Below are 24,507 nucleotides of genomic sequence, written 5' to 3'. Positions count from 1 at the left end.
TGGGGTGGTGTGTTTTTTTTGCTGATTTTTTTATGTTTTTTTTCTAATTTCTAACTTTATCCGGGGGGGGGGGGGGGCCCCCCCCCCCCCCCCCTCCACAGATCACGCGGCGACCGTCTCCGGACTGGCCAGGGCGACAATGTCCATCATGATCCGGTTCAGCTCGAAATCCTTCGGCGTATAGACCCGGGCCACGCCCATCGCCTTCAGCTTCACCGCGTCTTCCTCGGGGATGATGCCGCCGACGCAGACCGGAATATGGTCAAGCCCCACCGCCCGCATCCGCTCCATCACCTCGGCGATCAGCGGCAGATGCGAGCCCGACAGGATCGACAGGCCGATCACATGCGCCTCCTCGAGGGCGGCTTGCGTCACGATCTGCTCGGGCGTCAGGCGGATGCCCTCGTAGGTGATGTCCATGCCGCAATCGCGGGCGCGGAAGGCGATCTGCTCGGCGCCGTTGCTATGCCCGTCGAGCCCCGGCTTGCCGACCAGGAACTTCAGCCGCCGCCCCAGTTTCGACGACACCGCATCGACCGCGGCGCGGATGTCATCCAGCCCCTCGGTGCGGTTCGACGGGCTGCGCGAGACCCCGGTGGGCCCGCGATATTCGCCATGCACGGCGCGCATCACCCCCGCCCATTCGCCGGTCGTCGCCCCCGCCTTCGCCGCCGCGATCGAGGCCGGCATGATGTTGCGCCCCGCCGCCGCATCGGCGCGCAGCTGTTCCAGCGCCACCGCCACCGCCACCGCATCGCGCGACGCCCGCCAGGCCTGCAGCCGGGCAATCTGATCGGCCTCCACTGCCGGATCGACGGTCATGATGCCGCCATCCGACCCCACCAGCGGCGAGGGCTCGGCCTCGGTCCAGCGGTTCACGCCCACGATCGTGGTCTCGCCGGTCTCGATATTGCCGACACGGGCGGCATTGCTGTCGACCAGACGCGCCTTCATGTAGTCGATCGCGGCGATCGCGCCCCCCATCGCGTCGAGCGTTTCCAGCTCCTGCCGCGCCCCCGCTTTCAGGCTTTCGACCTTCGCCGTCACCACCGGATTGCCGTCGAACAGATCGCCATATTCCAGCAGGTCGGTTTCATAGGCCATGATCTGCTGCATGCGCAGCGACCATTGCTGATCCCAGGGCCGCGGCAGGCCCAGCGCCTCGTTCCAGGCCGGAAGCTGCACCGCCCGCGCGCGCGCATTCTTCGAGAGCGTCACCGCCAGCATCTCGATCAGGATGCGGTAGACGTTGTTTTCCGGCTGCTGCTCGGTCAGGCCAAGGCTGTTCACCTGCACGCCATAGCGGAAGCGGCGGTATTTTTCCTCGGCGATGCCGTAGCGGTCCAGACAGATCTCGTCCCACAGCTCGGTGAAGGCGCGCATCTTGCACAGCTCGGTGACAAACCGGATCCCGGCATTCACGAAGAAGGAAATCCGCCCCACCATCGCCGGGAATTCCGCCGCCGGAACCTTGCCCTTGAGGTCATCGAGCACCGCAATGCCGGTGGCCAGCGCAAAGGCCAGCTCCTGTTCCGGCGTCGCGCCCGCCTCCTGCAGGTGATAGGAACAGACGTTCATCGGGTTCCATTTCGGCAGGTTCTGCGCCGTATAGGCCGCGACGTCGGTGATCATCGTCAGGGACGGTTTCGGCGGGCAGATATAGGTGCCGCGCGACAGATATTCCTTGACCAGATCGTTCTGCACCGTGCCCTGCAGCTTCGAGACATCGGCGCCCTGTTCCTCGGCGACGGCGATGTAAAGCGACAAGAGCCACGGCGCCGGGGCGTTGATCGTCATCGAGGTGTTCATCTGCTCGAGCGGGATCTGGTCGAACAGCGCCCGCATGTCGCCCAGATGGCAGACCGGCACGCCGACCTTGCCCACCTCGCCGCGCGCCAGCACGTGATCGCTGTCATAGCCAGTCTGCGTCGGCAGATCGAAGGCCACCGACAGACCCGTCTGCCCCTTGGCCAGGTTGGTGCGGTAAAGCGCGTTCGACTTCGCCGCCGTCGAGTGACCCGCATAGGTGCGGAACAGCCAGGGGTGATCCTTCTTGGGCTTGAGCGTCTCGGTCATGGCGGCCTCCGGCGTCGATTCTGGTTTCGCAAGAATGTTGCTTTTATTGACCTGATAGGCGAAAGAATGTGTCTCTGTCAATTCGCCGCAGTGCGGCAAGACGGGACGGAAAATCTGCGCGGCGTTTCAACACAGCGCTTGCCGCCGATCACGTTTCTGTCATCCTTGCCGCGATGGCGCGGGACGCCATCCACACAGGGGGACGAACATGTTGCACAAAAGAATTGTGACCGCGCTGGCCTTTGCGGCCGTCGTGGGGTCGATTGCCTCGCCGGGTTGGGCGCTGAACCGTCATGTGACGATCGTGAACAACACGGGCTTCACCATGGTGAAATTCTACGGATCGAACACCGGATCCGACAATTGGGAGGAAGATATCCTCGGCAATGACGTGTTGCCCTCGGGCTCGTCGGTGGACATCAATTTCAACGATCAATCCGGTTACTGCAAATTCGACTTCAAGGCGGTCTTCGAAGACGGCGACGAACTGGTGCGCCAGAACGTGAACGTCTGCGAAGTCAGCACCTTCACCTACAACTGAGGCCGCGGGGCCCGCGGCGGCCGCGCCTTGGGTGCGGCCGTCTGTCTCGGAAATGCTGCGTTCGCTCGGTCATAAAATTACAAAAACCTAACGTCACCAATTGCATTGTTGCGTAGCCAAGTTTATTTACTCCTCGGACCCCGCGTTGATTCTGCACCGCGGCGAAAACAGGAGACGCTGATGGCCCTCGATCAGAACACCGGCATCGCGCCTTATGAGGCGCCCGAGAAAGACCTTTACGAAATCGGCGAGATGCCGCCCTTGGGCTATGTGCCGAAGAACATGTACGCCTGGGCGATCCGCCGCGAGCGTCACGGCGAGCCCGAGCAGTCGTTTCAGGTCGAGGTCGTGCCGACCTGGGAAATCGACAGCCATGAGGTGCTGGTTCTGGTGATGGCCGCGGGCGTGAACTACAACGGCGTCTGGGCGGGGCTTGGCGTGCCGATCAGCCCGTTTGACGGCCACAAGCAGCCCTATCACATCGCCGGGTCGGATGCGTCGGGGATCGTCTGGAAGGTCGGCTCCAAGGTCAAGGGCTGGAAGGTCGGCGACGAGGTGGTGATCCACTGCAACCAGGACGACGGCGACGACGAGGAATGCAACGGCGGCGATCCGATGTTCTCGCCCAGCCAGCGGATCTGGGGTTACGAAACCCATGACGGCAGCTTCGCCCAGTTCACCCGGGTGCAGGCGCAGCAGCTGATGCGGCGTCCGCAGCACCTGACCTGGGAGGAATCGGCCTGCTACACGCTGACCTTGGCCACCGCCTACCGGATGCTGTTCGGCCATGCGCCGCATGACCTGCAGCCCGGTCAGAACGTGCTCGTCTGGGGCGCTTCGGGCGGTCTGGGCAGCTATGCGATCCAGCTGATCAACGCGGCGGGCGGCAATGCGATCGGGGTGATCTCGGACGAGGACAAGCGCGACTTCGTCATGGGTCTGGGCGCCAAGGGCGTGATCAACCGCAAGGATTTCAAGTGCTGGGGCCAGCTGCCCAAGGTCAACACGCCGGAATACAACGACTGGCTGAAAGAGGCCCGCAAGTTCGGCAAGGCGATCTGGGACATCACCGGCAAGGGCGTGAACGTCGACATGGTGTTCGAGCATCCGGGCGAAGCGACCTTCCCGGTCAGCTCGCTGGTGTGCAAAAAGGGCGGCATGGTGGTGATCTGCGCCGGCACCTCGGGGTTCAACTGCACCTTTGACGTGCGCTACATGTGGATGCACCAGAAGCGCCTGCAAGGCAGCCACTTCGCGCATCTGAAACAGGCGGCCTCGGCGAACCGGCTGATGCTGGAACGGCGGCTCGACCCCTGCATGTCCGAGGTCTTCCCCTGGGCGGAAATCCCCAAGGCGCATACGAAAATGCTGCGCAACCAGCACAAGCCGGGCAACATGGCGGTGCTGGTGCAGGCGCCGACGACCGGGCTGCGCACCTTCGAAGACGCGCTGGAAGCCGGTCCGAAGGCGTAAGGCACGCCCCCCGACCTCCTCCGCAACCCGCGCCTTCGGGCGCGGGTTTTGCATATCCGCCATGCGTTAAATCAACATTGTTTAGGTATTCCTTGACCGGCGCCATCCTCCGCGTCATGCTCAGGCGAAGCGGGGGGCGGTCGTGCAACGGATGGTCAGGGACGAGGCGGACAGCGCGAAGATCGGCACCGACCATTCGGCGATGCGGGCGCGCAACGAGCGGCTGGTGCTGTCGCTGATCCGCCGCCACGGCGCGCTGGCGAAATCCGAAATCGCACGGCTGACCGGGCTTTCGGCGCAGACCGTTTCGGTGATCATGCGCGGGCTGGAAGCCGCGGGGCTTCTGACCCGTCAGGCGCCGGTGCGCGGCAAGGTCGGGCAGCCCACGGTGCCGATGTCGCTGGCGCCCGAAGGCGCGTTGTTTCTGGGCCTCAAGGTCGGGCGGCGCCGGACCGAGATGGTGCTGATCGATTTCCTCGGCCAGGTCCGCGGCGCGCGGGTGATGCGGCATGACTACCCGACCCCCGATGGCGTGCTGGACTTTGCCCGCAGCTCGGTCAGCGCACTGACCGAACCGCTGCCCGAGGATTTGTACAAGCGCATTCAAGGGCTTGGCATCGGCCTGCCGTTCCAGCTCTGGGATTGGGCGGGCACGCTTGGCCTCGCCTTCAACGCGATGGACGATTGGCGCCACCGCGATATCCGCGCCGAGCTGGCGCTGGAAATGCCCTGGCCGGTGCTGTTGGAAAACGACGCCTCGGCCGCCTGCAATGCCGAACTGGTTTTCGGCAAGGGCCGCCTGCCGAAGGATTTCGTCTATGCCTTCCTCGGCTTCTTCGTCGGCGGCGGGCTGGTGCTGGGCGGCTCGATGTTTGCCGGGCACAGCGGCAATGCCGGGGCGCTGGCCTCGACCCCGGTGCCCGACGGCAAGGGCGGCGCGCGGCAGCTGGTCGAGGTGGCCTCGCTTTCGGCTTTGGAACGGGCGCTGGCGGCTCGGGGGCAAAGCGGCGCCTTCCTGTGGGAATCCGCCCCGGATTGGGAATTGGACGAAGAGATCGTCGCCCCCTGGCTGGCCGAGGCGGCCAAGGGCCTGGCCCATGTCGCGGCTTCGGCGGGGGCCCTGTGCGATCTCACGGCGATGGTGATCGACGGCTGGCTGCCGGAGCGGCTGCGCACCCGGCTGATCGCGGCGATCGAGGCGGAACTTGATCGCATCGACCTGTCGGGGATGGCGCGGCCGCGGATTCTGGCGGGCACGGCGGGGCCGCAGGCCCGCGCGCTGGGGGCGGCCAGCCTGCCGCTTTCGGCGAAGTTTCTGGTCGAATTCGCCGCGCTGCCGGATGTGCCCGATCGCGACTAGGGACGACGCGATCAGGCGGCCAAGCCCCGCATCGCGACGATCTGCGCAAGCGCCCGGTGCACGGGCACGGTGCGGAACATGTCGGCCAGCATGCGGATATCGGCCAGAATTCCGGCCAGACGCCCGCGTTTGACGCCTTTCCAGGGGCTCGCCACCCCGGGCCAGCGCACGATGGCAATCCGCGCCCGCGCCGCGATCAGACGCCGGTTCAGGTGCATCTCCAACCCGAAGCGCGGCAGCGCCCGCAGCGCTTGCGGATCACCGATCAGCGCCCGGCGCAGCACCCGCTCGCCCGAGATGTAATCAAGCCCGATCAGCCGCCACGGCCAGGGCGCATTGCCCCGCAGCGAGATCGCCACATCGGCCCGCCCGGATTGCACCGGCGCGATCAGCGCGGCGATCGCCTCGGGCGCAAGGCCCAGCAGATCGCTGTCGAGAAGCAGGATCAGCTCGTGGCGGGCCGCCTCGATGCCGACCGACACCGCCCAGCTTTTGCCGCGATTCGGGCTTTGCCGGATCAGCCGCACGCCCGGCACCTGCGCCGCCACCGCGGCGGTGCCGTCGCTTGAGCCGTCATCGACGACGATCACTTCGTCGATCAGCGGATGGCCGACCACGGTTTGCAGCACGGCGGCGATGCGCGGGGCCTCGTTATAGGCGGGGATGATGCAGGAAACGCCCATGGCTTACGCCTTCACTTCCTGCCCGGGCGCCAGCGCGTTGCCGCGCCATTCAAACCCGCGCGACCGCCAGGTGGCGACCCAGAGCGGGGCGAGCAAAAGATCGCGCAGCACCATCGCGGCAATGTCGATCCGCCGCGCAGGCCAGCCCGCGACGCGGTTCATCGCCACCTCGACGCCATACCAGAGCGCGAGGAAAGGCAGCGCCACCGCCCCCGTCCAGAGGCCCAGCGCCGGGATCAGCGCGGCCAGCGGCACGAAGGGCCCAAGCAGGATTTCCGCGGCAAACAGCGCCGGAAAGCCGTCGCGCCGCACCCGCGCCCAGCGCAGCTGTCGCTTCCAGACCGGGCCAAAGCTGCGCTTGCCGATCGGCTGGGTAAAGGCCCGCCGCGTCAGCCGCACCTTCAGCCCCTGCGCCCGCACCGCCTTGGTCGAGGCGACATCCTCGGCCAGATCGCGGCCCAAGGCGACCAGACCGCCCGCGTTTTCCAGCACGTCGCGCCGCCAGGCCAGCGTCTTGCCCTGCGCGAAACCGTTGCCCAGACTGTCCGCGGCCAGCTGCCAGCGATCCTGAAACCCGTCCAGAAACGCGCATTCCAGCGCCGCCCAGATCCCCTCGGCGCGGATGCCGACGGGGGGCGAGGTGACCAGCCCGGTATCAGGGCGGAAGGTGGCCAGGATCTGCTCGATATAGTCGTGCGGCAACAGCAGGTTCGAATCCGCCATCGCGACGATCTCGCCCCGCGACGCGGTCCAGCCCTTTTGCAGATTGTTGAGCTTGGGGTTGCCGGTGATCCGATCCTCGCCAATCAGCAGCTGCGCCCGCGCCAACGGATATTCGGCGATCAGGGCGCGCAAAAGCGCCACCGCCGGATCCTCCTCGACCGCGGCGCAAAAGATGATTTCAAGGTTCGGATAGCTGAGTTCAAAGGAGGAGCGCAGCGTTTCCGCATCATGCGTGTCCAGCCCGCAGACCGGGCGCAAAAGCGTCACCAGCGGCGGGTTGGCGGGCCGATGCGCGGGCGCCGGGCCGCGATAGCGCCAGGCCGTCAGCGCGGCAGAAGAGACATGCAGGGCGGCGGCCAGACCGGCAAACCCGGCCAGTGTTTCGGCGATCATGCGTCCACTTCCTCCATCAGACCCTGACGGGCCGGGGCGGCTTCAACCTCGGCGCGCCATTCCACAAGTTGGAGTGCGCCGTCGAAGGTTTCAACCAGCGCGGTCCGGCTGTCGACCCAATCGCCGCAATTGGCATAGGTGATCGGGCCGCTTTGCCGCAGCGCCGCCTTGTGGAAGTGACCGCAAATCACCCCGTCGTGCCCGGTCGTGATCGCCATCGCGGCCAGACGCTTTTCAAAGCCGTTGCCGACCATCATCAGCGCATTGACGCCACAGATCGCCCATTCGAAAATCCCGCGCTTGGCCGAAGGCCGCAGCCCGCGCAAGGCGTGATCGACCGCGCGCAGGGCCGCATCCAGCCGCGAGCCGATCCGGGTCATGACATGAAAGCGGAAGATCCGCGCATCGACCTGATCGCCGTGCAGCACCAGATAACGGGTGCCGTCGGCGGCGACATGGGTCAGGCTGTCGGTCAGCTCGAAGCGGTCAAAGCGGCCGGTCGCGATCTCGCGCAGCGGCGCATCGTGGTTGCCGGGCAGATAGACGACGCGGGTGCCGGTGCCCGCGCGATTGCCCAGCTCGGTCCAGATCGCATCCTGCAGCCCGCCCCAATGCACCCGGCCGGGGTGCCAGACATCCAGGATATCGCCGACAAGGTAGATCGTCTCGGCCTCGACACTGTCCAGAAACGCAAGGATCTCGGCGGCGCGGCAGCCCCGCGCCCCCAGATGCAGATCGGACAGAAAGAGGCTGCGGTAACGACGGCGCAGACGGGTAGCGGAAGCGTCGAACATGATCATTCCCCGTTGTCGATGCGTTGTCACTATCAACAACCGGGAACGACGCTTCCGTTGCAGCTTCACGAAGATTTCATGACGCGGCGCCGCAATGCAGCGACAGGCTGTCGCAGCGGCAGGCAAAGCGCATGAAAACGCCCGAAGCGCGGCGGCTTCGGGCGATTTCCGACGTTGGACGGGCTCAGCCGCGGGCGAGCAGCGCCGAGGGGCGGTATTGCGCGATGGTGCGCGCGACCAGCCCCGTCACCACCACCTTGATCAGATCGCCCGGGATGAAGGGCGCCATGATCGCGGTCGCGGCCCAAAGGCTCATCGGCGCGTCTTCGGGGGTCAGCCCGGCGTTCTTCACCAGCCAGAAACCGAGGATGCCCAGCGCATACATGATAATGATCCCGCCCAGCGTCGCGCCGATCCCGGCGGCAAGGGCGACCGGAACCCGGCGCAGGCGCTCGACGATCAGGCCGGTGACGAAGGCGGCCGGAAGCCAGCCGATCAGGAAACCCGCGGTGGGGCCGACGAAGATGCCAAGGCCGCCGCGGCCGCCCGCCAGCACCGGCAGGCCGATCGCCACCAGCGCCTGCACCAGCAGCACCGCCAGCGCGCCGCGCCAGCTGCCCAGCACCGCGCCCGCCAGCATCACGCCCAGCGATTGCAGCGTGATCGGCACGCCAAAGCCCAGCGGAATCGCGGGCACGAAGCCAAGCGCGACGATCAGCGCGGCGAAAAGCCCGATCAGGGTCACGTTACGTTCCAACTGTGTCTCTCCCTTTGCGCGGCAGGGCCAATCCACCGCGTGCGCGCAAGGCATCGGCCATATGATCCGCATCGTCAAGCAGCGAAAACGTCAATGGCGCAAGGAGTTTCACCCGCGGCTTGCGGGCAGAGCGGGCCCGCCAGGCCTCGGCCAAGCTGTCGTGACGGGCGCGCAGGACCGGCACGAAGCGGATCACCAAAGCCACCGAAATCGCCGGGACACGCGGGGAAATCCCAAACCGCGCAAGCGGTTGCGCCAGCCGTTCGATCAGCGCCACGATCTCGGGCAGGGGCGTCGTCAGGGTGACGAGATTGGCCAGACCGACCATCGCCAGCACCCGCAGACCGAACACCACCCCCAGCTGCAAGCGCCCCTGCGCCGTATCCCAGAGCAGGATCACCGCCACGATCCAGACCAGCGGACGCAACGTCACCAGGCTTTGCCGGATCGCCCCGCGGCCCAGGCTGGCGGTCAGGCCCGCAACGACCAGCACCGCCGCCCCCTGTCCCCAGATGCTGCCGATCCGCATCAGCCCGATCATCGCCACCGCGAGCAGGCCGAATTTCACCGCCGCGGGCAGCCGATGCGCCCAGGTGCGATAGGGCAGCGCCAGGCTCAGCATGCCCGCGCCAGCGCCTGCATCGCCGCGATATAACGCGGCAGCACCTCGGCGGGCGGGCCGTCGGCCTCGATCTTGCCCCCCTCCAGCCACAGGACGCGGTCAAACCCGGTCAGCCGCGACGGATCATGCGTCACCAGCACGACATTTTGCGCCAGCCCCGCGATCCGCGCCTCGATCGCCAGCGCGGTCGGCAGGTCCAGCGCGTTGAAGGGCTCGTCGAACAGGATCCAGTCCGGTTCCATCACCAGGATCGACATCAGGCACAGAAGCTGACGCTGCCCCTGCGACAGCGTGTGGCACAGCCGGTCGCCCCAGTCCGAGCGCCCCTGCGCCGCCAGCACGGCCTCGGCCCGGGCCAGCGCCGCGGCGCGTTTGAGCCCCTTCTGCTCAAGGCCAAAGGCGATCTCGTCGCGCACCACCGGAAAGATGATCTGATGATCGGGGTTCTGGAACAACAGCCCCACCGTGCCCAGCGCCCCGGCGCGGTCGGCGGCCACATCGACGCCGTTCACCACCACCCGGCCCTTTTGCGGCGCCACCAGCCCGGTGATCAGCCGGATCAACGAGGATTTGCCCGCGCCATTGCGCCCGACGATGCCGATGCGCCGCTCGGTCAGGCGCAGGGTCAGGTCGGAAAACACCTCGGTCCCGTCGCGGTCCAGCGTCACATGTCCGATATCGATTGCCTGCATCATGGCCTCCGGCTGCTGCCTTGCCCGCTTGGCGGCGCAAGGTCAACCGCGAAGCGGTGGAGATTGCGCGGCGGGGGTGATAAGGCTGGCCGTGGTGGTCGGAATCATGTCGCCGATCCTGACCCATCGCCCGACAAAGGCACAAGACCGAAGGCTCGATGACCGAAACCTGTCTTTCTCCCGCTGACGCCAAGGCCGAACTGGCCCGCCTGACCGCCCCGGTGTCGAAGCAGCTGCGCTCGGCCGGGATGCTGGCCTCGCTTTCCGAAGTGCTCTGGGCGGCGCAGGCGGCGCTGGTCGCGCTGGCTTTGGGGGGGCTTGTCGCCCCGCCCGCCAGCCTCAGCGTGCCACAGGCGGCGCTTGGCTTCGTCTTCGTAATGCTGCTGCGCGCCGGGCTGGATGCGGCGGCGCAGGCCCGCGCCAACCGGGCCGCGACGACGCTGGTGGCGGCCGAACGCGCCCGGCTGCTGACCGAGGCCGCCCGGCTGGATGCCCGCGCCACCGGCCTTGCCCCGGCGCAGCTGGCCAGCCTTGCGGGCGAGAAACTGGCGCTGCTTGGCCCCTATGTCTCGCGCTTCACCCCGGCGATGACGCGCTCGCGCATCGTGCCGCTGGTGTTTCTGGCACTGGTGGCGCCGCTGTCCTGGGTGGTCGCGGTGATCTTCATGGTGGCCGGGCCGCTCATTCCGGTCTTCATGGCGCTGATCGGCATGGCGGCGCAGCAGGCCTCCGAGCGGCAGATGGCGCATCTGGGCACGCTGAACGGCACGCTCGCCGACCGCATCGCCGCCAGCGCCGATCTGCGGCTGCTGGGCGCCGAAGACCGGGCGGGGCGCGAATTGTCGATCGTTTTCCATATCCTGCGGGCGCGGACGATGAAGGTGCTGACGGTGGCCTTCCTGTCCTCGACCGTGCTGGAGCTGTTTTCCGCGCTGGGCGTCGCGCTGGTCGCGGTTTACGTCGGCTTCAACCTGCTGGGCGAGATCACCTGGGGCTCCTGGGGCACGCCGCTGCATCCGGCGGGGGGGATCTTCCTTTTGATGCTGGCGCCGAACATGTTCCAGCCGATGCGCGATCTGGCCGCGGCCTGGCATGACCGGGCCTCGGCCTTTGCCGTCGCGGGCGAGCTCAAGGCCGCCAAGGCGATGCTGTCCGAGGAAGGCCAGATCATGGGCACGGGCGCTGCGGCCACGGCGCTGCCGCCTGCGGTGCTGTCCTGGGCCGGGCTGACGCTGCGGCCGGGCCCCGGGGCGGCGCCGATCGCGCTGCCCGACGGGCAGGTCGCCCCGGGCGAGGCCGTGGCGATTTCCGGCCCCTCGGGCGCCGGGAAATCAACGCTGATCGCGGCGCTGGCCGGGCTGATCCGGCCCGATGCGGGCGAAATCCGCTGGGGCGAAACCGTGCTGGCCGAGGACAGCGCCGATGCGATCCGGGCGGGGATGGGCTGGCTGCCGCAGGCGCCGCAATTCATCGCCGCGCCGCTGTCGGAGGCGATCACCCTGGGCCGTCCGGGCGATCTTGCTGCGGCGCTGCGGGCCGCCCATGCCGAGGAAATCATCGCCGCCCTGCCCGAGGGTCTGGCGACGCCGCTCGGCGACATCGGCGGCGGGGTTTCGGGCGGCGAGGCGCGGCGGCTGATGCTGGCGCGCGCCCATCACGCCCAGGCGCATCTGATCCTGGCCGACGAGCCCACCGCGGATCTGGATGCCGAAACCGCGCAGGCGGTTCTGGCCGGGCTGATGGCGCTGCGCGATGGCGGCGCGGCGCTGCTGATTGCCAGCCATGACCCCGCGGTGATCGCCGCGATGGATCGCGTCATCACCCTGGGTCACGATGCGGAGGACCGGACATGATCGCGCTTTTCCGTCTGGCACGTCGCCTGTCCGAAGCCGAACGCACCGCTTTTCTGCGCGGCCTTGCGCTGATGGTGACGGTTCTGGTCATGGGCGTCGCGCTTCTGGGCCTGTCGGGCTGGTTCGTCACCGCCGCCGCCGCCGCGGGCATCGCCGGGGTCGTCGGTTTCGATTTCTTCCGCCCCTCGGCCGGGGTGCGGTTTCTGGCGCTGGGCCGGGCGATGGCGCGCTATGGCGAACGGCTTTTGACCCATGACGCCACTTTGCGCGCGCTGGCGGGGATGCGCAGCGCGGTCTATGCCGGGATCACCCGGCTGCCGCATGAGGTGCAATCGCGCCTGCGCGGCGCCGAGGCGCTCAACCGCATCACCTCGGATATCGACGCGCTCGACGGGCTGATGCTGCGCCTTGTGCTGCCGCTTTGCGCCGCCGTGGCGGGGCTGGCGGCGGGCACGCTGGCGATCTGGTTTCTGGTCACCCCCGCCGCCGCGCTGGCCGTGGCGCTGATCTATGCGCTGGGCGGCACGCTGGTTCTGGTGGTCACCGCCCGCATCGCGCATCGCCCAGCCGCCGCCGCCGAGGCCGGGCTGCAGGGGCTGCGCGCCGCGGGCCTTGATCTGATGCGCAACCGCGCCGATCTGGCGGTGGCGGGGGCGCTTGACCGGCTGACCGGGGTGGCGCTGCAGACCGTGGAGGCGGAACAGACCGCGCGCAACCGGCTGGATGACATCGAACGGCAATCCTCCTCGGCGCTGGCGCTGACGGTGGGCACGGCCGCGGCCGCCGCGCTTTATCTGGGTGGCAGTGCCGCCGAGGCCGGGCTGATTTCGCCCGCGCGCGCCGCGATCGGGTTTTTCGTCGCGCTGGCGCTCGCCGAGAGTCTGGGCGCGCTGCGCCGGGGCCTGGCCGAATGGGGCCGGATGCAGGGCGCGGCCGAACGGGTGCTGCGCCTGACCGACACGCCGCCGCGCCCCGATCCGCAGGTGGTGCCGCTGCCCTTGCCGGAAAAACCGCTGCTCTGCGTCACCGAGCTGCGCCACCGCCGCCATGGCGCGCAGCGCGACAGTTTCGGGCCGGTCAGCTTCGAGTTGATCCGCGGCGAGACGCTGTTGATCACCGGCCCCTCGGGCGTCGGCAAATCCACTCTGCTCGCCACGCTGGCCGGGCTGACGGCGCCGGTCTCGGGGCAGATCCTGCTCTCGGGCGTGGCGCTTGCGGATTGGTCCGAGGAGCTTTTGCGCTCCTGGCTGACGCTGGTGCCGCAACGTTCGGCGCTTTTGGCGGGAACCGTGGCCGAGAACCTGGCGCTGGCCCTGCCCGAGGGCCAGCCGGTCGACGAGGCGCAGCTTTGGCAGGTGCTGGAGGCGGTCGATCTGGCCGCCGCGCTGCAGGCGCGCGAGGGTCTGGCGACGGCTCTCGGCCCGCATGGATCGGGGCTTTCCGGCGGTCAGGCGAAGCGGCTGGCACTGGCGCGGGCGCTCTTGCGCCGCCCCAAGGTGCTGCTTCTGGACGAGCCGACCGAGGGGCTGGATGCGCCGACGGCCAAGGCGACACTGCAGGGCATCCGCAAGCTCTTGCCGGACACCGGGATCGTTTTCGTCAGCCACCGCAGCCCCGATGCCGATCTGGCCGACCGGGTGCTGCATCTGGCCGAGTGATCCCCCCGCTCAGCCGCGGGGGGTCAGTGTCAGCCTGATCCCGGCATCGGACCGCACCGTCAGATGCGCGACCGGCATCGGCACCGCGCCCGGCACCGGATCAAAGCGGAAGGCGCGCAGGAACATCGACAGCAAGAGCGGCCCTTCCGCCATGGCGAAAGCCGCGCCGGGGCAAACCCGCGGCCCCTCGGAAAACGGCACATAGGCGTCGCGCAGCCCGGCCTTGCCGTTTTCGGTCTCCCAGCGGCCGGGGTCGAAAGCGTCGGGATTGTCCCAGATCCGTTCATGCCGGTGCAGGTGCCAGGGGCTGACGATGATCTGCGCGCCCTTTTTCACCTTGCGGCCGCGGAAGGTCATCGGGCAGGCGGCCTCGCGCACGAACATCGGCACCGGCGGGTAAAGCCGCATCGCCTCGCGGAACACCGCGCGCGACAGTTTCAGCCGGTTGATCGCGGAAAACACCGGCACGTCATCGCCCAGCACCTCGGTCGCCTCGGCGGCCAGTTTCTCCTGCCAGTCGGGATGGGTGGCGAGCAGGTAAAGCGACCAGGCCAGCGCCGCCGCCGAGGTCTCGTGCCCGGCCAGGAAAAAGATCGCCACCTGATCGACCATCTCCTCGGTCTCGAAGACACGGCCGGTTTCCGGGTCGGGCGTCGTCATGATCTTCGTCGCCAGATCGTCGGGCGCGGTGCCGTTCTCGATCTCCCTCGCCCGCATCGTCGCCAGCTGCCCGATCAGCGCCCGGATCGCCCGGGCGGTGTCGCGCGTCTGTTTCGAATGGAACGCGGGAAACCATTTCGGCAAGGGCAGGATCGCCGCCAGATTGGCCACCGGATGCGCCGCCTGATGGGCGCGGAACCCCTCGAAGGCGGCTTGGGCGATTTCATGCTCGATCGGCATCGAGAACATCGTGCGGAAGATCACATCCATCGCCACATGGCTGGTTTCCGCCTCGATTTCCAGGGGCTTGCCATCGGCTTTCGCGCGCAGCCGGTCGACCGCCGCGACGCCGCTGTCCCACATCGCCGGGAAGACCTCGCGCAGCCGACCACCCTCGAAAGCCGGGTCGATGATCCGGCGCTGATGTTCCCACAAAGCGCCGTTGGTGATGAAAACGCTGTCGCGCAGCAGCGGTTTCAGACCAAAGCGGATGCGCTCGGATTTCGGAAAATCATGCGGCGAGCCGCGCAGAACCCGGTGCACCAGCTCGGGGTCGTTGCACAGGAAGGACCGGAAGAACGGCGTCTTCATCTCGGCCATCCAGGCCCGGTACAGATGCGCGGGCTGCGCCGAAAGGATGTCGCGCTGAAACAGCCGCAGATATTCCAGAAGCGAGACCTTGCCCTGACGGGCTTGCGGTTTCGGCGGCAGGGTCACCGCGGGCGGCGCGGCGGCGGTTTCATCGGTCATCGGCGCTCTCCGGGTCTGCGTCTGGGGGGCTGCGGGGCCATCGGTCGGGTATCCGGAGAGGTTTCGGGCTTGTCAGTGACGGCTATCACAGGAAATTGCCCTTGTCCGCCCCGTGATACCTTGGGTCGCACTCGCCCACGCCGGGAAAGACGCGTAAAGTCATGCGACCCCACTCCGCCGCAAAGGCCGTTCGTTCATGCTCGACGCCCTCGATCCCCCGGCGCATCCCTGCGGGAAGTGCCTCTTTTACGAAAAGAGCCTGTGGAACCCGGTGGGCCTTGGCGGCGTGTCGGTGCTGGCCTGCGGCTTTTCCCGCCGCGATGTCGCCGCGGGCGAGGTGCTGTTCGAACAGGGCAGCCGCAACAAGGGCGTCTTTTGCGTCTCGAAAGGGCTGATCGCGCTGCGCAGCCACAATGCGGACGGCTCCTCGACGCTGATGCGGCTCGCTTATCCGGGCGAGATCGTCGGCTTCCGGTCCTTCCTCGGCCATGGCGAGCATCAGACCGAGGCCCGGGCCCTGATGCCCGCGCGGGTCTGCACCGTGGCGCGGGGCAGCGCGGAAAAGCTTCTGCGCAACAATCCCGCGATCCTGGAGCGGCTGATGGTGCGCGCGGTGGCGGAAATCGACCGCAGCCATGCGCGGATCATCGCGGCGGCCACCACCTCGAACAAGGACCGGCTGGAACAGCTGCTCGGTTGGCTGATGGCGCGGCACGGCGCCCGCATCGGCGCCGAGATGCGGATGCAGCTGCCGATGACGCGCTCGGACCTTGCTGATCTGATCGGGGTGCAGCGGGAAACGATGTCGCGGCTGATCAAGCGGCTGGAGGAAGACGGCGTGTTCCGCTTTTCCGGCCGCGAGGTCTGCATGCAGGTGCCGGGCGATCTGCTGGCGCAATGTTCCGAGACCGAACGCGAAGAGGTCCGGCTGCTGGTGCAGCGGCTGCGTTGACGCCGCTCAGCGCGAGGTGAGCGCCAGCCAGATCCCGTCGCGGCCGCGCACGGTCAGCTGCGCCACCGGCATCGGCTCGCGCCCGGGCACCAGCGCGACGCGGAAATGCTTCAGCATCATGGCGAGCAGAAGCGGCCCCTCGGCCATGGCGAAACCGGCCCCGGGGCAGACCCGCGGCCCGGCCGAGAACGGCACATAGGCCAGCCGCGAACTTTCGCGCCCCTCGGGCGTGTCCCAGCGGGTGGGATCGAAATCGTCGGGGTCCTTCCAGATCCGCTCGTGCCGGTGCAGGTGCCAGGGGCTGACGACGATCAGCGCGCCTTTGGGCACCTTGCGACCGCGGAAGGTCTCTTCCTGCACCGCCTCGCGCAGATACATCGGCACCGGCGGGTAAAGCCGCATCGATTCCCGAAACACCGCGCGGGCCAGTTTCAGCCGCGGCACCGAGGAGGCGTAGATCTTGTCGATGTCGATCACCGCCTCGGCTTCCTCGGCCAGACGGTCCTGCCAGTCCGGGTAAAGCGCCATCAGATACAGCGACCAGGCCAGCGCCGCCGCCCCGGTCTCGTGCCCGGCCAAAAGGAAGATGCCGACCTGATCGACCATCTCGCCCGGGCTGAAACACTTGCCATCCTCGGGGTCGGGGGTGGACATGATCCGCGTCGCCAGATCGTCGGGCGCGGTGCCCGCGGCGATCTCGGCCGCGCGGGCCTCGACCAGACCGGAAATGAAGCCGCGGATCTGTTTCGCCGTCTTCGCCGTCGCGCCAAAACGCAGCCGCGGCAGCCAGCGCGGCAGGGAAAACAGCGTGCCCGTGTTCACCATCGGCCGCGAGGCCTGATGCGCGCGGAAGGCATCGAAAACCGCATTCGCCGTCGCGTTCTCGACCGGGATCGAAAACAGCGTGCGGAAGATCACGTCCAGCGCGATATGGCTGGCCTGGCCCTCGACGTCGACGGGGCGGCCATCGGCAAGCGGTTTCAGCCGCTCGACGCCCGACAGCGCGGCATCCCACATCGCGGGCAGCACGTCCTTGGTGCGGCCGCCATCAAAGGCCGGGTCGATGATCCGGCGCTGGCGTTCCCATTCCGGCCCGTTGGTGATGAAGATCGAATGGCCCAGAAGCGGCGTCAGCCCCTCGAAAAGCCGCAAGGATTTCGGGAAATCCTCGGGGCGGCGGGTCAGGATCAGATCGACCAGATCCGGGTCGTTGCACAGGAACGAGGTGAAGAAGGGCGAGTGAAATTCGGCCATCCAGGCGCGGAACATCCGAGCCGGTTGCACGGCCAGGATGTCCTGCCGGATCAGACGAAAGAAGTCGCGCGGGCCGACACGCTCGGGGCGCGGTGCGGGCTTGACCGGGCGGCGATGCGCAAAGGGGCATTGCGGCGCTTCGGCGGAACGGTCGGCGGCGTCTTTCATCGGGTCTCTCACCTTGGCATGCTTCGGCCCCTTGTGGCACGAAGCAGGCGCAGGCTTGGTGACCATCGTCAAGTCGATGCTGCGATCTCAGTCGGCGACAGGCAGCAGCACCGGTTCGGCCCGCCACGCGCCCGGGAAGATCCGCTCCAGCGCGGCGATTTTCGGCCTGTCCACCGTGGCGATATAGGGGTGATCGGGGTTCAGGGTCAGGAAGTTCTGGTGATAGGCCTCGGCCGGGTAAAAGGCGGCACCGGGGTCCAGCTGCGTGACGATGGCGGCGTCAAAGGCCCGGGCGCGGCCCAGCTGGTCGATATAGGCTTTCGCGATCCGCGCCTGATCCTCGGTCATGGGAAACAGCGCCGAGCGGTATTGCGGCCCGACATCGGGGCCCTGCCGATTGAGCTGCGTCGGATCATGCGCGACGGAAAAGAACACATGCAAAAGCTCGCCATAGCTGATCTGCTTGGGGTCGAAGACCACCTGCACGGCTTCCGCATGGCCGGTGTCGCCGCCCGAGACCTGATCATACTGCGCCGTCGCCGCGGTGCCGCCCGCATAGCCCGAGGTGGCACTGATCACGCCGTTCAGATGCTGAAACACCCCCTGCACGCCCCAGAAGCAGCCGCCCGCGAAGATCGCGGTTTCGGGGCCGGAGAGCGGCGTTTCATTGACAGCGGGCGGCGGGATCACCCGGCCTTCCTCGGCCAAGGCGGGGGGCGCAAGGGCAAGCGCAAGGGCAAGAACAAGGCGGCGCATGGGCGATCCTTTATCCGAAGGTGAAGGCAAAGGCCTGAACGCCGGGGGCGTCGAAGCGGATTTCAAACAGGTGGTCGGTGACGGGCCCCTTGGCGCGGTAAAGCTGATAGAGCCGGTCCTCGGTCACGATGCCCCGGCCCGCGGCATCGACGTCAAGCCCGGCATCGGCACCGGGGGGCTGGCCGTCGATCGTCACGGTAAAGGGCACCGGCGCGGCCCCGGGCGCCAGCACCAGATGCAGGTCGCGGGCGTGAAAGCGCATCGTCACGCCGCCACCGGGGGCATCCAGCCGTGCGGCCTCGGCGCCCACGGTCCAGTCCCCCGCCAGCGCCCATTCGTTCAGCCGCGGCTCGGGCGCGGTGTAGCGGTGCGGCTGATCGGCGATCAGCCCCTCGGCATTGATGTTGCCGCTGGCGCGGGCATGGCCGAGATAGGTCTCGGGCGAGAACACCTCGCGCATGTCGGCGGGGGCAGAGACCCCCGCGGCCTGCACCTGCGCCGTCGTGTCGGGGCGGGCCCCGGCCTCGGCCAGAAGGCTGCGGATCACCTGTTCGGACTGCGCGTAGCCGCCCTCGCCGAAATGGTGGTGGCGGATCTGCCCCTTGGCATCAATGAAATAATGCGCGGGCCAGTAGCGGTTCGAAAACGCCCGCCAGAGCGCATAATCGTTGTCGAGCGCAACGGGGTAAGTGATGCCCAGATCGCGGACCGCCTTTTCGACATTGGCGGGGTTCTTTTCAAAGGCGAATTCGGGCGCATGCACGCCGATCACCACCAGCCCCTTGTCGCGATAGGCGGCATCCCACGCCTGCACATGCGGCAGCGCGCGCAGGCAGTTGATGCAGGAATAGGTCCAGAAGTCGATCAGCACGACCTTGCCGCGCAACTGGGCGGCGGTCAGCGGCGGCGAATTGAGCCACTGCACCGCGCCGGTCAGATCGGGCATCTGGCCTTCGATCGGCAGGGCCTCGGGCTGACCCTTTGCCACCATCGCGGGCCCGCCCGTCATCGCAGGACCGCCCATCATCGCGGGCCCCCCGGTCATCGCGGGACCGCCCATCATCGCCGGCCCGCCCGTCATCGCCGGGGCGGCCTGCATCACCGCGCTGCCCTCGGGGCCGAGACGGGTCAGCAGCGCGGCTTCCAGCCGGTTCGTCGAGGCGGTCGAAAGCCGGGTCAACAGCCCGGTATCCAGACCCAAGGCAATCGCCGCGACACCGGCCAGAACCAGCGCGCCAAGCCCACGCCGCAGCCCCTCGCCAAAGCCCAGAGCGCGCTTCATCAGCGCGAAGACCCGCCCCCCGGCCAGCAGCGCCACGGCCAAAGCCGTCGCCGCACCCAAAGCATAGGCGAACAAAAGCCCCGTCGTCGCGAAGCTTGCCCCGTTCAGCGCCGCTCCGGTCAGGATCAGGCCAAGGATCGGCCCGGCGCAGGGCGCCCACAAAAGCCCGGTGGCCACGCCCAGAGCGGCCGAGCCGAAGACCCCCTCGCCCCGCCCCGAAGCGCGGTTGCCCAGCGCGACGAGCGGCCGGGTCAGACGTTCCGACAGCGCGGGGAACAGCAGCATCAGCCCGAACAGGCCAAGAAGGACAAGCGCAAGCCCCCGCCCCCAGCCGTTTGCCGCCACCGCCCAACCGCCGCCCACGGCGGCAAGGCTGGCCACCGCGGCAAAGGCCAGCGCCATTCCGGCAAGCATCGGCAAGCCATTCGTCAGAAAGGGTTTTCCGGCACGCGCGAAGACGAAGGGCAAAACCGGCAGGATGCAGGGCGACAGGATCGTCAGCACCCCGCCCAGCCAGGCCAAAAGGACAAGCGCCATCGCTCAGGCCGCCGCGGGGGTGAAGGTCATCGCCACCCCGTTCATGCAGTAACGCAACCCGGTCGGCGGCGGGCCGTCCTCAAACACATGGCCCAGATGACCGCCGCAGCGGGCGCAATGCACCTCGGTCCGGGTCATCATCAGCGCGCCGTCAAGGCGGGTGCCCACCGCGGTTTCGGCAATCGGCTGGTAGAAACTGGGCCAGCCGGTGCCGCTGTCGAATTTCGTCTCGGACGAAAACAGCGGCTGCGCGCAGCCCGCACAGGCGAAGGTGCCCTTGCGGTGTTCCTGCTCCAGCGGGCTGGTGTAGGGATATTCCGTGCCCTCCTTGCGCAGCACCGAATAGGCCTCGGGCGACAAGAGCTTGCGCCACTCCTCGTCGCTGTGCACGACCGCAAAGCTTTCGGCCGCGGCCTTGTGCGTCGCCAGCCCGACGGCCGCCAGACCGGCCGAAAGAAGAAGATGTCTCCGGTTCATGCGCTCCTCCGCAGCTTGCTCCTGCAAGCCAGTTAGGGCGCTAACGGCCGCCGTCACGGGGCGGCGGCCAAAGCTTTCGTGAATGCGTTAAAAGATCGCGTGATCGCCGCGGTCATCGGCGATCTCGCCGCGCAGCATCGCGGCGACGTAATCCTCGAACCGCTCGGCGCCATATTCGGGCGTGGCATCGGCATCATAGCAGCCCTTGACCGGGTTCCAGAGCAGCATCGATTCCGAGGCATAATAACGCCCGATCTTCGCCAGCTCGGCCTTGCCCGCCAGCTTCGGGGAAAATTTCCCCAAGACAGTCAGCACGCCGACGATCGCATCCATCAGCTTCGGCGTCACATGCCGGATCTTCACCGGCTTGCCGGTCAGCCGTTCCAGCATCGCCGCCTGATCAAGCGGCGTGATCGCAGGCCCGGGGCCCCCGATCGGCAGCACCTTGCGAACCTTCTCGGGGTCGCTGAGACACGAGGTGATGAACCGCCCCAGATCGGCATCGGAAATCGGCTTGCAGGCGGTGATGCGGCCATCGCCGAAGACCAGGAAGGGCTTGCCCGCCTGCACCCGCGGGATCTGCCCCGAAAGCGATTTGAAAAACGCCGTCGGCCGCACGATCGACCATTCGAGCGGCGAGCCGCGCAGCTGCGCCTCAAACGCCAGTTTCGCCTTCTGGAAGTCCAGATAGGGTTTTTGCACGCAGATCGCGGACAAAAGCACGAACTTGCGCACCCGCGCCTCCATCGCCGCTTCCAGCGCATGGGCATGGGCGCGGTCGTCGATCGCCCAGGCGTCGGCGGGCAGGCCGGTGCGCGAGGCAAGGCAGGAAACGATCGCCGCGCAGGGATGATCTTTCAGCACCCGGGCGACGGTGTCGGGATGGCTCACGTCGGCCTCGATCAGCGTGCAGCCGGGCAGCTTCGCCGGATCGGTCCCGGGACGGACCAGCGCCCAGACGCCATGCCCCGCCGCCAGCAGCGCCGCGGCGGTGGCGCGGCCGATGGTGCCGGTGCCCCCCAGCAAAAGAACACGGTATTTCAGATCGTTCATCGCAAGGCCCCCTTTTCGCGCCCGCACCTTAGCAGGATGCACGGGCGCGGCCAGATGCAGTTTGGCGCAGGGCCAAAGCAAGGGGGCGCAGACCCCGCGGCCTGCGCCCCCCGCCTTGATGGGTCGATCAGTTCTTGCCGACGATGACGTCGGAAGCCTTGATGATCGCGCAGGCCTCGTCGCCGACCTTCAGCGCCAGATCGGCGGCGGCTTCATTGGTGATCGAGGCGGTGACGATGGTCCCGCCGATGTCGATCTTGACATGGGTGGTGACATTGCCGGTCTCGACAGCGGTCACCTTGCCCGCCAGAATATTGCGTGCGCTGAGTTTCATCGGGGGGTCCTTTCCCGGAACGATTGAGTCGATTTTTGCCAATTTCTTGCGGCAAGGCCAGTGTTAACCTTTGCTACCTCTTTGACAATATGAGAAGAATTTACATATCGGAGCCATGCGCAGATCGCATGGCTCCCCTTCCGGTGGCGGGACGCGCGCTCAACCCTCGGGCACGGTCAGAAGGTCGGTCAGCGCCGAGAGCGGCAGGTCAAGACGGCGGATCTGCAGCTCTTCCAGGAACTTCTCCTCCATCTTCGTCAGCGGCCCGGGGATCACCGCGACATGGCCGGGGGCCGAGCGCTTGGCGATCTGGCGGGCGTAGATGCGCAACAGCTGGTCATCGAAACGGCAGCCCAGGAACAGGAACGGCCGTCCGGTGCGGCGTTCGCGCACCTCTTCGGGGATCGGGGTCTGGATGTCGATCTCGGTCAGCACCTCGACGTAATCGGCGTCCGACAGAAGGAACGAAGACCCCATCCGCACGAGGCCATGCGGCTTGTAGATCAGCGATGTCCACGCCGGATCGGCGACGGCGACGGCTTCACCGAAACTGTCGAAGGCGGCGGTGAAAGCGTCGGAATGCGTCCCCGCCCGGCTGATCCCCTGCACATGGCCCCAATCGCCGTCGCCCGGGCCGAAGGCGCGCAGGAGGCCCTCGTCATACCAGGTGTCGACGACCATCGGCACCCGCCGCGACGCCAGCCAGTCATGCACCGGATTGGGCCGGTCGGGGCGGCCGACGAACGCCTTGCGCACCAGCGCATCCAGCGTGGCGCGGAATTTCCGGCTTTCGATATATTGCGCCACCGACCACAGATTGCCCGCGGCGCGGCGCGGCACCCGGACCTCGGCTTCCAGCCTGCGGCACAGCTCGGCCGTGGTGCCCGGGGCCTGCCCGCCCGACAAGGCCGAGACCTCGGGGCCGAGATAGGCGATGCGGCGGCCCGCCCCCACCTCGGCCATAACGGTTTCCAGAAGCGCGATACCGGTCATGCTCACTCCTCGTCGGAAATCTTGCGCGCCTCGACCGTCACCGGCAGCTGCGGCGGGGTGTCGAAGGCGGGCATGGCAAAGACCCAGCCATTGGCCAGCTTCGCCCAGCCGCCCCAAAGCCCGGGTTTCTCCTGTTCGACCACCATCTCCTCAAGGTCCTTCTTCGGCACATAGGCTTCGATGCCCTTGGCGGTTTCGCGGATCATCACTTTCATCGGGGCAGTTCCTTTGCACTTTGCGCGAAGCTGTCGCGGGTCACGATATGGGATTGCAGCGACCGTTCGGCCTCGCGCGCGGCAAGGGTCCCGACCGGCTTGATTTCCTTTTCGCGCATGCCGACGATCGAGCCGCGCTCGATGAAGTCGATGGCGTAGATGTAGAATTGCGACAGGAACACGCCGATGTCGCGGACATAGCCGACGTCGCCCTTTTTCACCACGATGTCGCCGATCTCGAACCCGGCCATGGTGCCGTCGTTCTTCACCTGCTTGCGGGCGATCACCTTGTCGCCCGGCCGGTAGGCGGGGGCGCGGTAGACCTCGATTTCACGGTCGTCGGTCGACATGGGTCACTCCTTCATATGGGCAAGCCGCTGGATCGCGGTCTCGCGGATGATGTCTTCGGGGTCGGCGACAAGGCGACGCAATTCCTCGCGCCCGCCTTCCTCGGCAACGGTGTGGCGCACGCGGATGTCGTCATCCGTCACGAACAGCCCGGGCCGCCGCCGCGCCGCCACCCGCCGCACCAGCGGCTCGGGATCGGTGCGGAAGCGGTCAAGAAAAGCGGGGTCGATGCGGCGGGCGACCTCGGCGCGGACCTCGGGATCGGGGTCGGCACAAAGCATCGGCAGCATCCCCGGCTCGGCCCGCCGGGCGACGATCAGCCGGACATGGCCGTCCTTGTCCTGCAGCATCGGCAGCAGCCCACCCGGCGGCAACCGATGCGCGACGGCGATCCGCACGGCGCGGTCGGGGTCGTGGATCAGCCGTTCCGCATGGGCGGCGGGCAGGCGCAACACCGCCATGCCGCGCACGGCCGGGTCTTCGTCGGCCAGAAGCCGCGGCAGCCGGAACACCGAGGCCGTCCGCGCCGCCTGCACCCGGGTTTCGAAATAGGGATGGTTCAGGTTTTCATCGGCCAGTTCCGGGTTGAGCGTGAAGAACCGCTCGATCCGCTTGGCGTAGCGATCATTCAGGCAGGACCAGCCCAGCCCGCATTGCCCGCTGTCCAGCCGGTCACGGAACCGGCAGGCGCCGCATTCCAGCGCCTTGCCAGTCCAGTCGAGCGGTTCGGGGCCTTCGGGCATGCCTGATCCTTACGCGGTAATGGCTTGTTTTTGGGTCATTCTTTCGCGGTAGAGCGCAAGGATGGCGGGCTCGATGTAGTCATGGGCCCAGGTGTCGCGGGCGGTGATGCCGGCTGCGGCCAGGCCCTCGCGCGGGCAGTCGCCGATCTTTGCGACCAGAACCGTGTCGATGCCGTCAAGCGTCGCGATGACCCGGTCGAGCCGGTCCTCGGCGCCACCGCCATCGACGCAGTAGTTGTCGCAGCGGCGGTGAAAGGCGAAGCGCACCCCCGTCGCGTCGACCTCGAAGACCTGGAACTCGGTCGCATGGCCGAAATGCTGGTTGATCCGGCCGCCGCCCTGGGTCGTCACCGCCACCAG

General features: G+C 67.6%; 25 protein-coding genes. 6 read left to right on the top strand and 19 right to left on the bottom strand.

What is annotated here, in order from left to right:
* Positions 1-102: 102 nt before the first annotated feature.
* The gene (locus FBT96_RS19245) at positions 103-2,076 is read right to left on the bottom strand and encodes a protein meaA (RefSeq protein WP_136909519.1); all 1,974 of its coding nucleotides are present in this window, start codon (positions 2,074-2,076) and stop codon (positions 103-105) included.
* A 208-nt stretch (positions 2,077-2,284) separates the two neighbouring features.
* On the opposite strand from FBT96_RS19245, the gene FBT96_RS19240 reads away from it, so the two are divergent.
* From FBT96_RS19240 to FBT96_RS19230, 3 genes are all read left to right on the top strand, one after another.
* A complete protein-coding gene (locus FBT96_RS19240) occupies positions 2,285-2,617 on the top strand; it encodes a hypothetical protein (protein ID WP_136909517.1) in 333 nt (110 codons plus the stop codon).
* A gap of 180 nt (positions 2,618-2,797) precedes the next feature.
* On the top strand, positions 2,798-4,090 hold the full coding sequence (gene ccrA / locus FBT96_RS19235; RefSeq protein ID WP_136909515.1) for a crotonyl-CoA carboxylase/reductase: 1,293 nt from the start codon (positions 2,798-2,800) through the stop codon (positions 4,088-4,090).
* A 151-nt stretch (positions 4,091-4,241) separates the two neighbouring features.
* The gene (locus FBT96_RS19230) at positions 4,242-5,450 is read left to right on the top strand and encodes an ROK family transcriptional regulator (protein ID WP_136909521.1); all 1,209 of its coding nucleotides are present in this window, start codon (positions 4,242-4,244) and stop codon (positions 5,448-5,450) included.
* Positions 5,451-5,461: 11 nt separating this feature from the next.
* Here FBT96_RS19230 and FBT96_RS19225 read toward each other — a convergent pair whose 3' ends face one another.
* The 6 genes from FBT96_RS19225 to FBT96_RS19200 form a co-directional block, all read right to left on the bottom strand.
* The gene (locus FBT96_RS19225; RefSeq protein WP_136909513.1) at positions 5,462-6,133 is read right to left on the bottom strand and encodes a glycosyltransferase family 2 protein; all 672 of its coding nucleotides are present in this window, start codon (positions 6,131-6,133) and stop codon (positions 5,462-5,464) included.
* 3 nt (positions 6,134-6,136) lie between these two features.
* Positions 6,137-7,249 (bottom strand): ceramide glucosyltransferase, encoded by a 1,113-nt coding sequence (locus FBT96_RS19220; RefSeq protein WP_136909511.1) that lies wholly within the window; start codon positions 7,247-7,249, stop codon positions 6,137-6,139.
* A complete protein-coding gene (locus FBT96_RS19215; RefSeq protein ID WP_136909509.1) occupies positions 7,246-8,043 on the bottom strand; it encodes a UDP-2,3-diacylglucosamine diphosphatase in 798 nt (265 codons plus the stop codon). Before FBT96_RS19215 ends, FBT96_RS19220 begins: the two co-directional genes overlap by 4 nt.
* 184 nt (positions 8,044-8,227) lie before the next feature.
* A complete protein-coding gene (locus tag FBT96_RS19210) occupies positions 8,228-8,800 on the bottom strand; it encodes a biotin transporter BioY (protein ID WP_136909507.1) in 573 nt (190 codons plus the stop codon).
* Complete coding sequence (locus FBT96_RS19205) at positions 8,790-9,422, bottom strand: energy-coupling factor transporter transmembrane component T family protein (RefSeq protein ID WP_136909505.1); 633 nt, start codon at positions 9,420-9,422, stop codon at positions 8,790-8,792. Before FBT96_RS19205 ends, FBT96_RS19210 begins: the two co-directional genes overlap by 11 nt.
* Entirely contained in the window at positions 9,416-10,114 is a 699-nt protein-coding gene (locus tag FBT96_RS19200) for an energy-coupling factor ABC transporter ATP-binding protein (protein ID WP_136909503.1), read from the bottom strand. Before FBT96_RS19200 ends, FBT96_RS19205 begins: the two co-directional genes overlap by 7 nt.
* A 158-nt stretch (positions 10,115-10,272) precedes the next feature.
* On the opposite strand from FBT96_RS19200, the gene FBT96_RS19195 reads away from it, so the two are divergent.
* Positions 10,273-11,967, top strand: a complete 1,695-nt coding sequence (locus FBT96_RS19195; protein ID WP_136909501.1) for an ABC transporter ATP-binding protein/permease — start codon at positions 10,273-10,275, stop codon at positions 11,965-11,967.
* Complete coding sequence (gene cydC, locus FBT96_RS19190; protein WP_136909499.1) at positions 11,964-13,625, top strand: thiol reductant ABC exporter subunit CydC; 1,662 nt, start codon at positions 11,964-11,966, stop codon at positions 13,623-13,625. The genes FBT96_RS19195 and cydC overlap by 4 nt, the downstream gene beginning before the upstream one ends.
* A 9-nt stretch (positions 13,626-13,634) precedes the next feature.
* On the opposite strand, the gene FBT96_RS19185 is transcribed toward cydC, so the two are convergent.
* On the bottom strand, positions 13,635-15,035 hold the full coding sequence (locus FBT96_RS19185) for a cytochrome P450 (protein ID WP_136909496.1): 1,401 nt from the start codon (positions 15,033-15,035) through the stop codon (positions 13,635-13,637).
* Positions 15,036-15,231: 196 nt separating this feature from the next.
* Between FBT96_RS19185 and FBT96_RS19180 the strand changes: the two genes are divergently transcribed.
* Entirely contained in the window at positions 15,232-15,987 is a 756-nt protein-coding gene (locus FBT96_RS19180; protein ID WP_136909494.1) for a Crp/Fnr family transcriptional regulator, read from the top strand.
* A gap of 6 nt (positions 15,988-15,993) precedes the next feature.
* Here FBT96_RS19180 and FBT96_RS19175 read toward each other — a convergent pair whose 3' ends face one another.
* The 11 genes from FBT96_RS19175 to FBT96_RS19125 form a co-directional block, all read right to left on the bottom strand.
* Entirely contained in the window at positions 15,994-17,409 is a 1,416-nt protein-coding gene (locus tag FBT96_RS19175; RefSeq protein ID WP_136909492.1) for a cytochrome P450, read from the bottom strand.
* A gap of 87 nt (positions 17,410-17,496) precedes the next feature.
* Positions 17,497-18,165, bottom strand: a complete 669-nt coding sequence (gene msrA / locus FBT96_RS19170) for a peptide-methionine (S)-S-oxide reductase MsrA (protein ID WP_136909490.1) — start codon at positions 18,163-18,165, stop codon at positions 17,497-17,499.
* 10 nt (positions 18,166-18,175) lie between these two features.
* Positions 18,176-19,984, bottom strand: coding sequence for a redoxin domain-containing protein (locus tag FBT96_RS19165; RefSeq protein ID WP_136909488.1), 1,809 nt, complete (start codon positions 19,982-19,984; stop codon positions 18,176-18,178).
* A gap of 3 nt (positions 19,985-19,987) precedes the next feature.
* Positions 19,988-20,461, bottom strand: a complete 474-nt coding sequence (gene msrB / locus FBT96_RS19160; RefSeq protein WP_136909486.1) for a peptide-methionine (R)-S-oxide reductase MsrB — start codon at positions 20,459-20,461, stop codon at positions 19,988-19,990.
* An 87-nt stretch (positions 20,462-20,548) separates the two neighbouring features.
* Complete coding sequence (locus FBT96_RS19155; protein WP_136909484.1) at positions 20,549-21,514, bottom strand: NAD(P)H-binding protein; 966 nt, start codon at positions 21,512-21,514, stop codon at positions 20,549-20,551.
* A gap of 127 nt (positions 21,515-21,641) precedes the next feature.
* Positions 21,642-21,848 (bottom strand): TOBE domain-containing protein, encoded by a 207-nt coding sequence (locus FBT96_RS19150; RefSeq protein ID WP_023923708.1) that lies wholly within the window; start codon positions 21,846-21,848, stop codon positions 21,642-21,644.
* 159 nt (positions 21,849-22,007) lie between these two features.
* On the bottom strand, positions 22,008-22,841 hold the full coding sequence (locus tag FBT96_RS19145; RefSeq protein WP_136909482.1) for an SIR2 family NAD-dependent protein deacylase: 834 nt from the start codon (positions 22,839-22,841) through the stop codon (positions 22,008-22,010).
* 2 nt (positions 22,842-22,843) lie between these two features.
* Complete coding sequence (nifT, locus tag FBT96_RS19140; RefSeq protein WP_074552340.1) at positions 22,844-23,056, bottom strand: putative nitrogen fixation protein NifT; 213 nt, start codon at positions 23,054-23,056, stop codon at positions 22,844-22,846.
* Positions 23,053-23,406: a nitrogen fixation protein NifZ gene (locus FBT96_RS19135; RefSeq protein ID WP_136909480.1), complete on the bottom strand. Its 354-nt coding sequence runs from the start codon at positions 23,404-23,406 to the stop codon at positions 23,053-23,055. Before FBT96_RS19135 ends, nifT begins: the two co-directional genes overlap by 4 nt.
* A gap of 3 nt (positions 23,407-23,409) precedes the next feature.
* Positions 23,410-24,147 (bottom strand): 4Fe4S-binding leucine-rich repeat protein, encoded by a 738-nt coding sequence (locus FBT96_RS19130; RefSeq protein ID WP_136909478.1) that lies wholly within the window; start codon positions 24,145-24,147, stop codon positions 23,410-23,412.
* 9 nt (positions 24,148-24,156) lie between these two features.
* On the bottom strand, positions 24,157-24,507 hold a 351-nt coding region (locus tag FBT96_RS19125; RefSeq protein WP_283234951.1), incomplete at its 5' end, for a NifB/NifX family molybdenum-iron cluster-binding protein.

Origin of the sequence: Rhodobacter capsulatus, from assembly GCF_005144475.1 — a bacterium.
Classification (GTDB): Bacteria; Pseudomonadota; Alphaproteobacteria; order Rhodobacterales; family Rhodobacteraceae; genus Rhodobacter; species Rhodobacter capsulatus_C.
This window is presented reverse-complemented; position numbering and strand designations above follow the sequence as displayed.

Bases quoted from the DNA above. Each gene is read 5' to 3' on its own strand.
- FBT96_RS19245 (WP_136909519.1), bottom strand. From the start codon at position 2,076: ATGACCGAGACGCTCAAGCCCAAGAAGGATCACCCCTGGCTGTTCCGC.
- FBT96_RS19240 (WP_136909517.1), top strand. From the start codon at position 2,285: ATGTTGCACAAAAGAATTGTGACCGCGCTGGCCTTTGCGGCCGTCGTG.
- ccrA (WP_136909515.1), top strand. From the start codon at position 2,798: ATGGCCCTCGATCAGAACACCGGCATCGCGCCTTATGAGGCGCCCGAG.
- FBT96_RS19230 (WP_136909521.1), top strand. From the start codon at position 4,242: ATGGTCAGGGACGAGGCGGACAGCGCGAAGATCGGCACCGACCATTCG.
- FBT96_RS19225 (WP_136909513.1), bottom strand. From the start codon at position 6,133: ATGGGCGTTTCCTGCATCATCCCCGCCTATAACGAGGCCCCGCGCATC.
- FBT96_RS19220 (WP_136909511.1), bottom strand. From the start codon at position 7,249: ATGATCGCCGAAACACTGGCCGGGTTTGCCGGTCTGGCCGCCGCCCTG.
- FBT96_RS19215 (WP_136909509.1), bottom strand. From the start codon at position 8,043: ATGTTCGACGCTTCCGCTACCCGTCTGCGCCGTCGTTACCGCAGCCTC.
- FBT96_RS19205 (WP_136909505.1), bottom strand. From the start codon at position 9,422: ATGCTGAGCCTGGCGCTGCCCTATCGCACCTGGGCGCATCGGCTGCCC.
- FBT96_RS19200 (WP_136909503.1), bottom strand. From the start codon at position 10,114: ATGCAGGCAATCGATATCGGACATGTGACGCTGGACCGCGACGGGACC.
- FBT96_RS19195 (WP_136909501.1), top strand. From the start codon at position 10,273: ATGACCGAAACCTGTCTTTCTCCCGCTGACGCCAAGGCCGAACTGGCC.
- cydC (WP_136909499.1), top strand. From the start codon at position 11,964: ATGATCGCGCTTTTCCGTCTGGCACGTCGCCTGTCCGAAGCCGAACGC.
- FBT96_RS19185 (WP_136909496.1), bottom strand. From the start codon at position 15,035: ATGACCGATGAAACCGCCGCCGCGCCGCCCGCGGTGACCCTGCCGCCG.
- FBT96_RS19180 (WP_136909494.1), top strand. From the start codon at position 15,232: ATGCTCGACGCCCTCGATCCCCCGGCGCATCCCTGCGGGAAGTGCCTC.
- FBT96_RS19175 (WP_136909492.1), bottom strand. From the start codon at position 17,409: ATGAAAGACGCCGCCGACCGTTCCGCCGAAGCGCCGCAATGCCCCTTT.
- msrA (WP_136909490.1), bottom strand. From the start codon at position 18,165: ATGCGCCGCCTTGTTCTTGCCCTTGCGCTTGCCCTTGCGCCCCCCGCC.
- FBT96_RS19165 (WP_136909488.1), bottom strand. From the start codon at position 19,984: ATGGCGCTTGTCCTTTTGGCCTGGCTGGGCGGGGTGCTGACGATCCTG.
- msrB (WP_136909486.1), bottom strand. From the start codon at position 20,461: ATGAACCGGAGACATCTTCTTCTTTCGGCCGGTCTGGCGGCCGTCGGG.
- FBT96_RS19155 (WP_136909484.1), bottom strand. From the start codon at position 21,514: ATGAACGATCTGAAATACCGTGTTCTTTTGCTGGGGGGCACCGGCACC.
- FBT96_RS19150 (WP_023923708.1), bottom strand. From the start codon at position 21,848: ATGAAACTCAGCGCACGCAATATTCTGGCGGGCAAGGTGACCGCTGTC.
- FBT96_RS19145 (WP_136909482.1), bottom strand. From the start codon at position 22,841: ATGACCGGTATCGCGCTTCTGGAAACCGTTATGGCCGAGGTGGGGGCG.
- nifT (WP_074552340.1), bottom strand. From the start codon at position 23,056: ATGAAAGTGATGATCCGCGAAACCGCCAAGGGCATCGAAGCCTATGTG.
- FBT96_RS19135 (WP_136909480.1), bottom strand. From the start codon at position 23,406: ATGTCGACCGACGACCGTGAAATCGAGGTCTACCGCGCCCCCGCCTAC.
- FBT96_RS19130 (WP_136909478.1), bottom strand. From the start codon at position 24,147: ATGCCCGAAGGCCCCGAACCGCTCGACTGGACTGGCAAGGCGCTGGAA.